Origin of the sequence: Streptomyces morookaense (assembly GCF_013030945.1) — a bacterium.
GTDB classification, from domain to species: domain Bacteria; phylum Actinomycetota; class Actinomycetes; order Streptomycetales; family Streptomycetaceae; genus Streptomyces; species Streptomyces morookaensis.
Window position 1 is genome coordinate 40,900 of the sequence record NZ_JABBXF010000054.1, and the last position, 13,038, is coordinate 53,937.

Below are 13,038 nucleotides of genomic sequence, written 5' to 3' on the forward strand. Positions count from 1 at the left end.
GTAAGGGGCGCGGGGCCGTTTCGCCATGCGGCTCCGCCGCCCTACGGGGCGCGGTCGAACCGCGCCCGCGCCGCCGCGAGGCCAACGGCGTACAGCGCCAGCACCACCGCCAGCAGCGCGTAGTACATCGCCGGCAGTACCGCCATCCCCAGCAGCGGCCCCATCGGGGACAGCGGCAGCAGCAGACCCACCACGGCGAGGCCTGCCGTCGCCCACCGGATCGGCCCGGGCGTGCCGCCCTCCGCCAGCTGCCGGCCGGACCGCAGGAGCAGCATCACCATCGCCTGCGTCAGCAGGTTCTCCGTGAACCACCCGGCGTGGAACGCCTCCTGGCCGTCCTCGCCCAGCGAGTGCACGGCCAGCAGCAGCACCCCGAAGGTGGCCAGGTCGGCGGCCGCGTTCAGCAGACCGAAACCGGTGACGAAGCGCAGCAGCGCGCGCGGGCGCAGCACCACCGGGCGGTTGTGGGCGACGGGGTCGGGGCGGTCGAAGGCGAGGGCCAGCTGGGCCGCGTCGAAGCACAGGTTCTGCACCAGCACCTGGGCCGGGAGCATCGGCAGGAACGGCAGCATCAGCCCGGCCACCAGCATCGCGACGACGTTGCCGACGTTCGACGACAGGGTGATCCGCAGATAGGCCGCGATGTTGGAGGTGCTGCGCCGTCCGGCGACGATGGCCCGGTCCAGGGCGGTGAGGTCCTTCGAGGCGAGCACGACATCGGCCGCCTCGCGCGCGACGTCGACCCCGTCGCGCGGGCAGATCCCCACGTCGGCGGCGTGCAACGCGGCCAGGTCGTTGACCCCGTCGCCCAGGAACCCGACGGTGTGCCCGCCGGAGCGCAGCGCCTGGACGATGCGGGCCTTGTGCTCGGGGGTGCAGCGCGCGAAGACGGTCGTCCCGGCGGCGAGTTGCTTCAGCTCCTCCTCGTCGGTGAGGGCGTCGATGCGGTCGGCGGTGACGGGCACGCCGGGGTCGCCGCCCAGTTCGCGGCAGACCCGGGCGGCGGTGCCCGGGTGGTCGCCGGTGAGGAGCTTCACGGCGACGCCGCCGCGGGCGAGCTCGGCGATGGCCTCGGCGGCGGTCGGGGCGAGCGCGTCGCGCAGCCCGACGAAGCCCGTGAAGGCCAGGCCGCGCTCGACGGCGTGGGTGTACGGGCCGGAGCACGCGGGGCGTTCGGCGACGGCCACCGCCAGCACCCGCAGCCCGTCGGCGGCCAGGGCGGCGGCGCGGCCGGCCAGCTGCTCGCGCTCCGTGTCGTCGAGGGCGCAGCGGTCCAGGACGTCCTCGGGGGCGCCCTTGACGACCAGGGTGTGGGTGTTCGCGAGGGCGAACCGGGAGTCGCCGGGCAGTCGGACGACGGCGGTGGAGATGCGGCGGCCCGGACCGCAGGGCAGCGAGGCGACGCCGTCGTAGTCGTCGAACGCCCCGGTGCACGCCGCCGCGCCCGCCTCCTCGTCGGCGTCCAGCAGCGCCTCGTCCAGGGCGTCGGGGACGGGCACTTCGGCCAGGTGCAGGGTCCACAGGGCGTTGACCGCGGCCCAGCGCAGCACGGCCGGGTCGGGCTCGCCGTCCGCGTCCACCGAGCACTCGACGACCGGGCGGTCCTGGGTGAGGGTGCCGGTCTTGTCGACGCACAGCACGTCGACCGCGCCGAGGTCGTGCAGCGCGGGCAGCCGCCTGACGATCACCTCGCTGTCCCGCGCGAGCAGCGCCGCGCCGCGCGCCAGCGCGGACGTGACGATGACGGGCAGCATCTCGGGCGTGAGCCCGACCGCCACCGCGACCGCGAACGGCAGTGTCTCCAGGCCGCGTCCGCGCAGCAGCGCGCTCGCGACCAGCACGAGCGGGGCGGTGAGCAGCATGAACCGGATGAGGGTCCAGGCGATCCCGTTCACGGACCGGTCGAAGGGCCCGCGCGGTGTGTGCGTCCGCAACGACGAGCCGGCCAGGGCGCCGGAGAGCAGGGTGCCGCGGCCGGTGGCGACGACGACGCCGCTGCCGCTGCCGGAGACGACGCTGCTGCCCTGGAAGCACAGGTGCCGGCGGTCGTCCGGGGCACCCTCGGCCGCCGGGGCGCTCTTGTCGACCGGCGCCGACTCGCCGGTCAGGGCGGCCTCGTGGACGGTCAGGCCCGTCGTGCGCAGCAGCCGCAGGTCGGCCGGGACCAGGTCGCCGGGGGAGAGGAGCACCAGGTCGCCCGGGACGAGCTGGTCGACCGGGACCTCGCGGGCCGTCGGGGGCGAGGTCTCCGTGGCCCGGCGGCGGACGGTGGCCGTGGTGGCGACGAGCTCGCGCAGGCCGGCCGCCGAGCGGTCGGCGCGGTGCTCGCCCGTCGCGCGCAGCACGCAGCTGACGACCACCAGCACGACGATGACGCAGGTCGTGGCCCAGCTCGCGAGCACGGCCGAGACCAGGCCCAGGCACACGAGGACGGCGGTGAAGGGGTCGCGCAGGCTGCGCGCGAAGCGCAGCGGCAGGGGTTCGGGGCGGCGGCCGGGAAAGACGTTCTCCCCGTGCCGCAGGAGCCGTTCCTCCGCCTCCGCCTCGACCAGTCCGCGCGGTCCGCTCTCCAGCGCGCGCAGGACCTCCAGGTTCGTACCGCCGCCCCCCGCGGCCGTACGCGAGGCCTCAGGCGCCCAGGCCACGGAGGCGTCCGGCCACGGAGGCGGTGCCGGTCTCCGGCTCGCGGGAGGCCAGCTGCTTCAGCATGAGCCGGACCATGGCCACGACATGGGGGTCGTCCACCAGGTAGACCACCCGGCGCCCCTCGCGCCGGGAGCGCACCAGGCCGCCCAGCTTGAGCTTGGCCAGGTGCTGGCTGATCGCGGGCAGCGCACCGCCGACCCGCTCGGCCAGCCCGCTCACGTCGCTCTCGCCCTGGGCCAGGGCCCAGACCAGGTGCAGCCGGGCGGAGGAGGCGAGCAGCCCGAACGCGGCAGCGGCCTCGGCCAGCAGCTCCGCCGGGGGATCCGCGGGCGGGTCGGCCGGGTCGGACAGGCCGTAGGGGTCGTAGTGGTCGTCGAAAGACCCTTCGATGCTGTCGAAGTTCCCGACGCCTGCCGTCACAGCCCTCTCCCGTCCCCGCACTCGGGCGCCGGTCGTGCGCCCGGGAAGTCACCAGTCTAGGCAACCGGGAGAAGTCGGGCGGGTCAGCGGGGGGCCGGAGGGTCGGGGAAATCGGTGGGGAAGCCGGTGGGGAAGCCGGGCGGCGGACCGGAGGGGAGCGACGGGAGCGGCGGGATCGCGGGCGGACGGTTGTCGTCCGGTTCGGTCATCTTGTGGGCGATGGTGAAGAAGAGCGTCGCGATCGTGACGCATATCAGCGTGAAGATGCAGAGGAACCCGATCCGCACGCGGGCCCCGGCCCTGGTCCCGCGGTCACCGGGCGGGACGGCCGTGGCCTGGTCGGGCCGCCCGGGCGGATGTCGGACGACGACCGTGTCCCCCTCGAAGACCGTCGCCGGTCCCGCCTCCTCGAAGCGCCGGCGCTGTCCGTCGGCGTCGGTGAACTCGTAGACGTGTTTGTGGTGGCTGCTCGACGAGACGGGCCGGTGGCCGCGCATCGTCGTGGTGTTGACGATGTACGACCGCACACAGCGGGCCTCGAACTCGATGCCGCTGGTCCAGGCGGCCCGGAAGCGGCGCTGTTTGCGGACCGCTCCGACGATGCCGGCGACCGAGCCGGCCGCCATGAGGCCGGGTACGGCGGGGAAGAGGAACTCGAACGCGGCGAACATGTGACCCTCGGGAGCTGCCGGACAAGTGGTGATCTTGGAGTGGATCACTATCCGGCGCTGCGGGAGGTTTTGTCCAGACCAATTCCGCAGGCCGTTCAGGCCGCTGCCTCCTGCTCCACCAACTTCTCCATCGGGTCGGCGGCCGCCCCGCCTCCGACGACCATCGCCGCGACGAAGGCGACCCCGAAGAGCACGTTGCCCAGCCAGGCCATCACGTCGGGGGACAGGGTGTAGGCACCGACGACCCGGGCGACGGCCTCGATCAGCAGCGCACCGCCCCAGATCGCCGAGAACCGCCGCTCCAGCCGCCGGAACCGCGCGGACCCCTCCGACAGCCGCTCCCAGGCGGCCTCCTTGGCCGGTACCCCCTTCGTGGCGAACGGCTTGAGCCCCGCACTCATCAACGGCCGCCCGGCGAAGGCGGCGGCGAGCACCACGAGCCCGAACACCCCCGTGCCGGCACTGTCCTTGGCGAGCATCAGCCGGACGTCACCGGCGACCATGCTGAGCAGCACCCCGGCGACGTTCAGCACGAGCATCACCGCGGCGAGCCCGTTCACCTTCCGCTCCTTGGCGATGCCCCAGACGGTCCGCACGAGCGGCACGACACCGCTCCACGCCAGCGCGGCCATCGTGCTCATGCCGCAGCCGCGGGTGAGCACGTAGTACGCGGCCATGGGGATGCCGGCGTCCACGACCAACGGCTTGAGACTCTGCACCAGCGCCCGGCGCTGCGCGGCGGCCTCGTCGGCGGACACCGGCTGCGGGGTGGCGGTCTCGGTGGCGGTCGTGGGTTCGGTGGTGGTCTGGAACATGGTCGGAGTCCCCCGTCTCGTGGTGCGGTGCATCCCGTTCTGCGGATGCGTCCAGCTTCGCGGTCGGGACGGTGGCGGAGGCAGTGTGGGCTGTCCACGGCTCACGGTGACTTTTGTCAGGTGAGCCGGCGCGGGCATGAAACCGCCCCCGGTGGCGTGGCGCACCGGGGGCGGGATCGTGAAGGCGTCAGGCCTTCTTGGTCTCCCAGAAGATCCGGTCGATCTCGGCGATGAGCTCCAGCGCCTTCTCGCCCGTCTTCGGGTCCGTCGACGCCTTGGCGGCGCTCAGGGCCTTGAGGGTGTCGTTGACCAGCTGGTGCAGCTGGGGGTACTTCTCGAAGTGCGGGGCCTTGAAGTAGTCGCTCCAGAGCACCGAGACGTGGTGCTTGGCCAGCTCCGCGCGCTGCTCCTTGATGATGGTGGCGCGGGCGCGGAAGTGGGGGTCCTCGTTGGCCTGGAACTTCTCCTGGACGGCCTTGACCGACTCGGCCTCGATGCGGGCCTGGGCCGGGTCGTACACGCCGCAGGGGAGGTCGCAGTGGGCGCTGACCTTCACCTTGGGGGCGAACAGGCGGGAAAGCATGTGCTGTCCTTCCTCGTGATCGTCTTCTCGGGTGCGAGATTACTCGGTGCGGGAAGGCTTTTCCCGGGCGGCCCGGGGGGATTGGGTCAAAAGGCCGGTGACGGTCTGGGACCGTGGACGGAGAGGACGACGGAGGTGCCGTGGTGCAGGTGGGACTGGACGAACGCGGGCAGGAGCTGGACCGCGAGCGTCGCGGGCTGCTGCGGATCGGGCTGGCCGAGGTCTACAACCCGTCGATGGTGCCGACGCTGAACCCCGGTGACCAGCTGCTCGTGCAGTACGGGGCGACCGTGCGGCCGGGCGACGTGGTGGTGCTGCGGCACCCGTTCCGGCAGGACCTGCTGATCGTCAAGCGCGCCGTGGAGCGGCGCGCGGGCGGCTGGTGGGTGACCGGGGACAACCCGCTGGTCGAGAACGACAGCCGGGAGTTCGGGGTGGTGCCGGAGGAGCTCGTGGTGGCCCGGGCGCGGCTGCGGCTGCGCCGGCCGCCGGAGCGGGGTCAGCGGTCGGTGAGGGCCTGGCTGTCCTGGGCCTTCTCGGCGGTGCGGCCGTTGCGGGGGGCGGTCTCCGAGCGGGCGCTCTCCAGGCGCTTGCGGGCCCGGTAGGCGGCCACGTTCGCGCGGGTGGCGCAGCGGTCCGAGCAGTAGCGGCGGGAGCGGTTGGTGGAGGTGTCGAGGTAGGCGTTGCGGCAGGGCGCGGCGTGGCAGATGCCGAGCCGGTCGACGCCCAGTTCGGTGAGGTGGACGGCCAGGCCCATGCAGGCGGTGGCGGTGTACGAGGCACCGGCGTTGGCCGCGTGGTCGGCGATGTGCATGTGCCAGTCGGGGCGGCCGTCCTCGTCGCGCTGCTCGTGGCCGGAGATCTGCGGGCTGACGGGGAACTCCATCATCAGGGCGTTGAGCAGGTCCACCGCCCGGACCTCGTCGCCCTCGTCCGCCGCCTCGAAGACGGCACGCAGCCGGATCCGTACCGCGCGCAGCCGGGTCAGGTCGCCGTCGGTGAGCCGGCGGGCCATCTGGGTGCTGGAGCCGCACAGTTCACGGACGGCGTCGAGCGACGTGAGGGTGTCCGTGCCGCGTGCGGGTTCTTCGGTGTTGACCAGCCGCACGGCGTAGTCCGAGTAATAAGCCAGTTCCACTTGTGGTCCTTACGCGGCGAGGTCTATGGTGCGGGGCATCGATCAGTAATGGCCGGTCCTGCTTCGAGGGTATTACATGTGTTCGCTTCGCAGGGGCCCGGCCCGTAGGCATGTGCGACCGCGTTGCCGCGGCGCATTCGATGAGCGGAGCTGAAAGATGTCCGAGACGTCCGAGACCATGGCGACCGCCCCGGACTGGAGCGCCTGGCAGACCAGCTGGGACCGGCAGCAGGAGTGGTACCTGCCCGACCGCGAGGAGCGGTTCCGGGTCATGCTCGACATGGTCGAGGCCTGCGTCGGCGCCGAGGCCCGGGTCCTGGACCTCGCCTGCGGCACCGGATCGATCTCCCAGCGGCTGCTGGAGCGCTTCCCCAAGGCCACCGTCACCGGGATCGACCTCGACCCCGCCCTGCTGACCATCGCCCGCGGCACCTTCGAGGGCGACGACCGCGTGGAGTTCGTGACCGCGGACCTCAAGGACCCGCACTGGACGGACCGGCTGCCGCACGCCGAATACGACGCCGTGCTCACCGCCACCGCCCTGCACTGGCTGCACTCCACCGATCTGCGCGTCCTCTACGGGCAGATCGCGGGCGTGGTGCGCACGGGCGGCGTCTTCATGAACGCCGACCACATGCCGGACCCGGCCACCCCGCGCATCAACCAGGCCGAGCGCGCCCTGCGCCACACCCGCCAGGAACGCGCCCGCGCCGCGGGCGCCCTGGACTGGCGCGACTGGTGGCAGCTCGCGGCCGCCGACCCGGTCCTGGCCGAGCCGACCGCCGAGCGCTTCCGGATCTACGGCGAGCACGCCGACGGTGACACGCCTCCCGCAGGGTGGCACGCGGCCACCCTGCGGGAGGCGGGGTTCGGTGAGGCGCGGACCGTGTGGAGTTCGCCGTCCGATGCGATGGTGCTGGCGCTGAAGTGACGGGTGACCGCGCCCCGTAGGGGCGCGGGGAACTGCGCGCTCAGCCGTGACGCGCCCGCGGTCGAGGTTCCCGGGGCTGCGCCCCGGACCCCGAGGCGGTGCGTCGGCTGCGGGCCGGCTGTGGCCGGTCGCGCAGTTCCTCCCCCAGCTACCGCTGGGGGTACCCCCAGCGCCCCTGACGGGGCGCCGTGGTCGCGCCCACGCGGCGGAGCCGCATATCGAACGGGGCCCCGCGCCCCTGACGGGGCGCTACAGCACCTTCGACAGGAACGACTTCGTCCGCTCGTGCTGCGGATTCGTCAGCACGTCCCGCGGCGCTCCCGACTCCACCACCACGCCGTCGTCCATGAAGACGACCGAGTCGCCGACCTCGCGGGCGAAGCCCATCTCGTGCGTGACCACGATCATCGTCATGCCGTCCTCGGCGAGGCCCCGCATGACGTCCAGCACGTCGCCCACCAGCTCCGGGTCCAGGGCCGACGTCGGCTCGTCGAAGAGCATCAGCTTCGGCTCCATCGCCAGCGCCCGCGCGATGGCGACGCGCTGCTGCTGGCCGCCGGAGAGCTGCGAGGGGTAGTTGCCCGCCTTGTCGGCCAGGCCGACCCGGTCCAGCAGCTTCAGCGCCCGCTCGCGGGCGACCGCCTTGGTCTCGCCCTTGACCTGGACGGGGGCCTCCATGACGTTGGCCAGCGCCGTCATGTGCGGGAAGAGGTTGAAGCGCTGGAACACCATGCCGATGTCCCGGCGGTTCTGGGCGACTTCGCTGTCCTTGAGCTCGTAGAGCCGGTCGCCCTTCTGCCGGTAGCCGACGAGTTCGCCGTCGACGTACAGCCGGCCCGCGTTGATCTTCTCCAGGTGGTTGATGCACCGCAGGAACGTCGACTTGCCGGAACCCGAGGGGCCGATGAGGCAGAACACCTCACGCGGTGCGACCTCCAGGTCGATGCCCTTGAGGACCTGTGTGGCGCCGTAGGACTTGTGGACGCCCTCGGCCTTGACCATGGCGCTCATGCGCTGACGCCTCCCTTGGTGCGGTTGCCGAGACCGGCCAGATTCGTCCTGATCTTCTGCCAGGGCGTGAGCGGCAGGCTGCGCAGCGAACCGCGTGCGTAGTACCGCTCCAGGTAGAACTGTCCGACGCTGAAGACGCTGGTGAGGATCAGGTACCAGGTGGCGGCGAGGAACAGCATCTCCACCGTCGCACCGGTGGTCTGCCCGATGTCGGAGGTGGAGCGCAGCAGTTCCAGGTACTGTGCGGCGCTCGCGGCCAGCGACGAGGTCTTGAGCATGTTGATGAACTCGTTGCCCGTCGGCGGCACGATCACGCGCATGGCCTGCGGCAGCACGATCCGGCGGAGCGTCCTGCCCTGGCTCATGCCGAGCGCGTGCGCGGCCTCGGTCTGTCCCTCGTCCACCGACTGGATGCCGGCCCGCACGATTTCGGACATGTACGCGGCCTCGTTGAGCCCGAGACCGAGCAGCGCGGCCATGAACGGCGTCATGAACGAGCTCATGTAGTCACGGTAGATGGGGCCGAGATTGATCTCCGGGAAGATCAGCGCGAGGTTGAACCACAGCAGCAGCTGGACGTAGACCGGGGTGCCGCGGAAGAACCAGATGTAGAGCCAGGAGACGGACGACGTCACCGGGTTCTTCGACAGCCGCATCACGGCCAGCACGATGCCGAGGACGAGACCCAGCAGCATGGCGAGGAGCGAGATGAGGACGGTCTTGCCGAGGCCGGAGACGACGGAGGAGTCGAAGAGGTAGTCGGGGATGGCGCCGTAGTGGACGTTCGCGGAGGCGAACGCGTTGACCAGCAGTCCCAGCAGCGCGATCACGACGGCGGCGGCGACCCAACGCCCGTAGTGCCGTACGGGTATGGCCCGTATGACATCGGGCTCGGGCTGCCCGGGCTGCCCGGTCTGCCCGTCCTTCCCGTCCTTCTCCGGATTCTGCGGCTTCTCCGGCTTCTCTGGGGAGTCAGTCATGGAAACGACCTTTCAACGGTCAGTGCGAGGGAAGGAAGGTCAGGAACCGCCGTTGATCTTCGGTTCCTTGATCGTTCCGGCCTCGACACCCCAGGTCTTCATGACCTTTGCGTAGTCGCCGTTCTTGATGATGGCGTCCAGGGCCTCCTTCAGGGCGTCGCGCAGTTGCGTGTTGCCCTTGGCGACGGCGATGCCGTACGGAGCGGCCTCCACCTGGTCGCCGACGATCTCGAAGTCGTTGCCGCCGCCCGAGGTCTTGACCGCGTAGGCCGCGACCGGGAAGTCGCTGGAGACGGCGTCGACGCCGCCGGCCTTCAGCCGGGTCTGGGCCTCGAGGTCCGTGTCGAACGCCTCGATGCCGATCTTGTCCTTGTCGGCCTTCTCGCACTTGTCCGACTCGGACTTGGCCATGTCGTCCGAGACCGTGCCGCGCTGCACGGCGATCTTCTTGCCGCAGAGGTCGTCCCAGGACTTGATGTCCTTGGTGTCGCCCTTCTTCGTGTAGATCGACACGCCCGCGGTGAAGTAGTCGACGAAGTCGACGCCTTCGCCCACCTTCTTGTGGGTCTTGGAGTCGACGCCCTCCTGCCGGTCCTTGGTGTCGGTCATCGCGGACATCGCCATGTCGTAGCGCTTGGAGCGCAGACCGGTCAGCAGCGTGTCGAACGTGCCGTTGTTGAACTCGAAGGTCACACCGAGCTGCTTGCCGAGCGCGGCGGCGATGTCCGGGTCGATGCCGACGGTCTTGCCGTCCTTCTTGAACTCGACCGGCGGGTAGGCGATGTCGGAGCCGACCTTGATGACGCCCGCGTCCTGGACGGACTTGGGCAGCTTGGCGAAGAGCGGCGCCGAGGACGAGCCCTTGGCGGTGGCCTCCCCGCCACCGTTGCCGGACTTGCCGCGCTGGTCGCCGCAGCCTGTCAGCAGCAGGGCGCCGGCGACCGCGATCGCGCCGGCCGCGGCCAAACGACTCCTGGCGGCAACCGGGCGGGGGGTGGTGCTTGCGGTCATTGCTGGTTCCTCCTGCGGGTGAGGGGGGGTAAGCCGACTGGTCAACACTGCGTGTGGTTCACAAGCGGTAACGCGTTACCCGAGGTGCACAGGGGTACCGAAGAGGTCCGGTGCGCCGTGTGTGCGGTCGCGACCTCGTGCGGTCTGCGCATCTTGCCATCCGGAGTGCCCCATTCGGGGGCCCAGCTATATCAAAATCGGATAACGGGTCGTCCGCATGCGCTACTGGTCGGTAAGGAACCGGTCGGGCTTGGCATGTTTTTGTCACCAGGAATCGCCCATACCCGCAGAACGCCCGGGAACTCGCTCGTCCGCGCTCGCACTCATCCGGTAGAAAGGCACGGGACCCCTCACCCGGGGCTCAGGGCGCGCCGTTTGCAGCGCGCGCCCGGTGTCCGTACCACCCCTGTCACGGACGCGGCGTCCGACCCGCTCCGCATCCCGGGGCGGCTACCCTCGACAGCAGTTACGACAAAGGGGTCAACAACAGTGTCAGCGGAGATTGTGAATCCTCGGAGCGACAGGAGCGACAGCGGTCAGGACGGAGATGCTCACGGCGAGCTCTTCGACCCGGCCTTCGCGCTGCACCGTGGCGGCAAGATGGAGATCCGGGCGACGGTCCCGGTCCGGGACCGGGACGACCTGTCCCTCGCCTACACGCCCGGTGTGGCCAAGGTGTGCAGCGCGATCGCCGAGCAGCCCGAACTCGTCCACGACTACACCTGGAAGTCCCAGGTCGTCGCCGTGGTGACGGACGGCAGCGCGGTCCTGGGCCTGGGGGACATCGGCCCCGAGGCGTCGCTGCCCGTCATGGAGGGCAAGGCCATCCTCTTCAAGCAGTTCGGCGGCGTCGACGCGGTGCCGATCGCGCTCGACTGCCGCGGTGTCGACGAGCTCGTCGACACCGTCGCCCGGCTCGCGCCCTCCTTCGGCGGCATCAACCTGGAGGACATCTCGGCGCCGCGGTGCTTCGAGATCGAGCGCCGCCTCCAGGAGCGCGTGGACATCCCCGTCTTCCACGACGACCAGCACGGCACCGCCGTCGTCACCCTCGCCGCCCTGCGCAACGCGGCCCGCCTCACCGGCCGCGAGCTCGGCGACCTGCGCACCGTCATCTCCGGCGCGGGCGCGGCCGGCGTGGCCATCGCCCGCATCCTGGTCGAGGCCGGCATCGGCGACGTCGCCGTGTGCGACCGCAAGGGCATCGTCTCCCGGGACCGCGAGGACCTCACCGACGTCAAGCGCGAACTGGCCGGATTCACCAACAGGTCCGGTCTCTCCGGCTCGTTGGAGACCGCGCTCGACGGCGCGGACGTCTTCATCGGCGTCTCCGGCGGCACGGTCCCGGAGAGCGCCGTGGCCACGATGGCCGACAATGCGCTCATCTTCGCGATGGCGAACCCCACGCCGGAGATCCACCCGGACGTCGCCCACAAGTACGCGGCCGTGGTCGCGACCGGCCGCAGCGACTACCCGAACCAGATCAACAACGTCCTCGCCTTCCCCGGCATCTTCGCCGGCGCGTTCCAGGTGCGGGCCACGCGGATCACCGAGGGCATGAAGCTGGCGGCCGCCGAGGCGCTGGCCGCTGTGGTGGCCGATGAGCTCAGTGCGGAGTGCGTGATTCCGTCGCCGTTCGATCCTCGGGTCGCGCCCGCCGTCACCGCCGCCGTGGCGCTTGCCGCGCGGAAGGACGGGGTTGCGCGGCGCTGAGCCGAGGTGTGGTTCGGCGGCTGCGGGTCGTTCGTGGTTGCTCGCGCGGTTCCCCGCGTCCCTACGGGGCGCGGGGAACCGCTTGGACGGACGCGGCGCGTGTCACATGCGTTTGCGGTTCCGCCGCGGGCGCGGCCCCGGCTAGGTTCTGATCATGTTCGCTGCCTATGCCGCACGCATCGACCGTGACCAGCCGCTGAACGGCCTCGAGTTGGGGGAGCGCCCCGAGCCCGAGGTGCGGCCCGGCTGGACGACCGTCACCGTCAAGGCCACCTCCCTCAACCACCACGACCTGTGGTCGCTGCAGGGTGTGGGCCTGTCCGAGCAGGCCCTGCCCATGATCCTCGGCTGTGACGCGGCCGGGATCGACGAGGACGGCAACGAGGTCGTCCTGCACTCCGTCATCGGCCAGACCGGCCACGGCGTGGGCCCGGACGAGCCCCGCTCGATCCTCACCGAGCGCTATCAGGGCACGTTCGCCGAACGCGTCGCCGTGCCGGCGTGGAACGTGCTGCCGAAGCCGAAGGAGCTGTCCTTCGAGGAGGCGGCCTGCCTGCCGACCGCGTGGCTGACCGCCTACCGGATGCTCTTCACCAACGCGAATGTGCGGCCGGGCCAGAGCGTCCTGGTGCAGGGCGCCGGAGGCGGCGTGGCCACCGCGGCCATCGCGCTGGGCGCGGCCGCCGGACTGCGGGTCTATGCGACGAGCCGCGACGCGGCCAAGCGGGAGCGCGCCGTGGAACTGGGCGCGGTCGCGGCGTTCGAGACGGGCGCGCGGCTGCCGCAGCGCGTGGATGCGGTCATCGAGACGGTGGGCGCGGCGACGTGGTCGCACTCGGTCAAGTCCCTGAAGCCCGGGGGCACTTTGGTCATCTCGGGCGCGACCAGCGGGCCCAACCCGCCCGCGACCGAGCTCAACCGCATCTTCTTCCTGGAGCTGAAGGTCCTCGGCTCGACGATGGGCACGAAGGACGAGCTGGCGGACCTGCTCGACTTCTGCGCGGCGACCGGGGTCCGGCCGGTGATCGACTCGGTCCTGCCGCTTGACCGGGCGCGGGAGGGCTTCGAGAAGATGGCGGGCGGAGACCTGTTCGGAAAGGTGGTCCTGACCGTCTGAGC

13 protein-coding genes are annotated in these 13,038 nt (G+C 71.3%); 4 read left to right on the plus strand and 9 right to left on the minus strand.

What is annotated here, in order from left to right; genetic code table 11:
• Positions 1 to 41: 41 nt before the first annotated feature.
• From mgtA to sodN, 5 genes are all read right to left on the minus strand, one after another.
• Complete coding sequence (gene mgtA / locus HG542_RS22685) at positions 42 to 2,645, minus strand: magnesium-translocating P-type ATPase (protein WP_171084341.1); 2,604 nt, start codon at positions 2,643 to 2,645, stop codon at positions 42 to 44.
• Positions 2,629 to 2,997, minus strand: a complete 369-nt coding sequence (locus HG542_RS22690; RefSeq protein ID WP_176606861.1) for an ArsR/SmtB family transcription factor — start codon at positions 2,995 to 2,997, stop codon at positions 2,629 to 2,631. The genes mgtA and HG542_RS22690 overlap by 17 nt, the downstream gene beginning before the upstream one ends.
• A 152-nt stretch (positions 2,998 to 3,149) precedes the next feature.
• Positions 3,150 to 3,737: a DUF3592 domain-containing protein gene (locus tag HG542_RS22695; protein ID WP_171084346.1), complete on the minus strand. Its 588-nt coding sequence runs from the start codon at positions 3,735 to 3,737 to the stop codon at positions 3,150 to 3,152.
• Positions 3,738 to 3,832: 95 nt separating this feature from the next.
• On the minus strand, positions 3,833 to 4,552 hold the full coding sequence (locus HG542_RS22700; RefSeq protein WP_171084348.1) for a VC0807 family protein: 720 nt from the start codon (positions 4,550 to 4,552) through the stop codon (positions 3,833 to 3,835).
• Between the two features lie 187 nt (positions 4,553 to 4,739).
• Entirely contained in the window at positions 4,740 to 5,135 is a 396-nt protein-coding gene (gene sodN / locus HG542_RS22705; protein WP_171084351.1) for a superoxide dismutase, Ni, read from the minus strand.
• A gap of 143 nt (positions 5,136 to 5,278) precedes the next feature.
• Here sodN and sodX point away from each other — a divergent pair, with 143 nt between their 5' ends.
• Complete coding sequence (gene sodX / locus HG542_RS22710) at positions 5,279 to 5,740, plus strand: nickel-type superoxide dismutase maturation protease (RefSeq protein WP_227725420.1); 462 nt, start codon at positions 5,279 to 5,281, stop codon at positions 5,738 to 5,740.
• Here the strand turns inward: sodX and HG542_RS22715 are convergent.
• The gene (locus tag HG542_RS22715; protein WP_171084353.1) at positions 5,635 to 6,273 is read right to left on the minus strand and encodes a CGNR zinc finger domain-containing protein; all 639 of its coding nucleotides are present in this window, start codon (positions 6,271 to 6,273) and stop codon (positions 5,635 to 5,637) included. The two genes, sodX and HG542_RS22715, sit on opposite strands and share 106 nt — an antisense overlap.
• 157 nt (positions 6,274 to 6,430) lie before the next feature.
• On the opposite strand from HG542_RS22715, the gene HG542_RS22720 reads away from it, so the two are divergent.
• Positions 6,431 to 7,204, plus strand: a complete 774-nt coding sequence (locus tag HG542_RS22720) for a class I SAM-dependent methyltransferase (protein ID WP_171084355.1) — start codon at positions 6,431 to 6,433, stop codon at positions 7,202 to 7,204.
• Positions 7,205 to 7,453: 249 nt separating this feature from the next.
• On the opposite strand, the gene HG542_RS22725 is transcribed toward HG542_RS22720, so the two are convergent.
• Genes HG542_RS22725 through HG542_RS22735 form a run of 3 tightly spaced genes read right to left on the minus strand, consistent with a single transcriptional unit; the run spans position 7,454 to position 10,206 of the window.
• On the minus strand, positions 7,454 to 8,215 hold the full coding sequence (locus HG542_RS22725) for an amino acid ABC transporter ATP-binding protein (RefSeq protein ID WP_304414298.1): 762 nt from the start codon (positions 8,213 to 8,215) through the stop codon (positions 7,454 to 7,456).
• Entirely contained in the window at positions 8,212 to 9,195 is a 984-nt protein-coding gene (locus tag HG542_RS22730) for an amino acid ABC transporter permease (RefSeq protein WP_171084356.1), read from the minus strand. The genes HG542_RS22725 and HG542_RS22730 overlap by 4 nt, the downstream gene beginning before the upstream one ends.
• Before the next feature lie 39 nt (positions 9,196 to 9,234).
• A complete protein-coding gene (locus HG542_RS22735) occupies positions 9,235 to 10,206 on the minus strand; it encodes an ABC transporter substrate-binding protein (RefSeq protein ID WP_171084358.1) in 972 nt (323 codons plus the stop codon).
• Positions 10,207 to 10,695: 489 nt separating this feature from the next.
• Between HG542_RS22735 and HG542_RS22740 the strand changes: the two genes are divergently transcribed.
• Together HG542_RS22740 and HG542_RS22745 are read left to right on the plus strand one after the other, a co-directional pair.
• Complete coding sequence (locus HG542_RS22740; RefSeq protein WP_171084360.1) at positions 10,696 to 11,919, plus strand: NAD(P)-dependent malic enzyme; 1,224 nt, start codon at positions 10,696 to 10,698, stop codon at positions 11,917 to 11,919.
• A gap of 154 nt (positions 11,920 to 12,073) precedes the next feature.
• The gene (locus tag HG542_RS22745) at positions 12,074 to 13,036 is read left to right on the plus strand and encodes a zinc-binding dehydrogenase (protein ID WP_171084362.1); all 963 of its coding nucleotides are present in this window, start codon (positions 12,074 to 12,076) and stop codon (positions 13,034 to 13,036) included.
• The last annotated feature ends 2 nt before the right edge of the window (positions 13,037 to 13,038 follow it).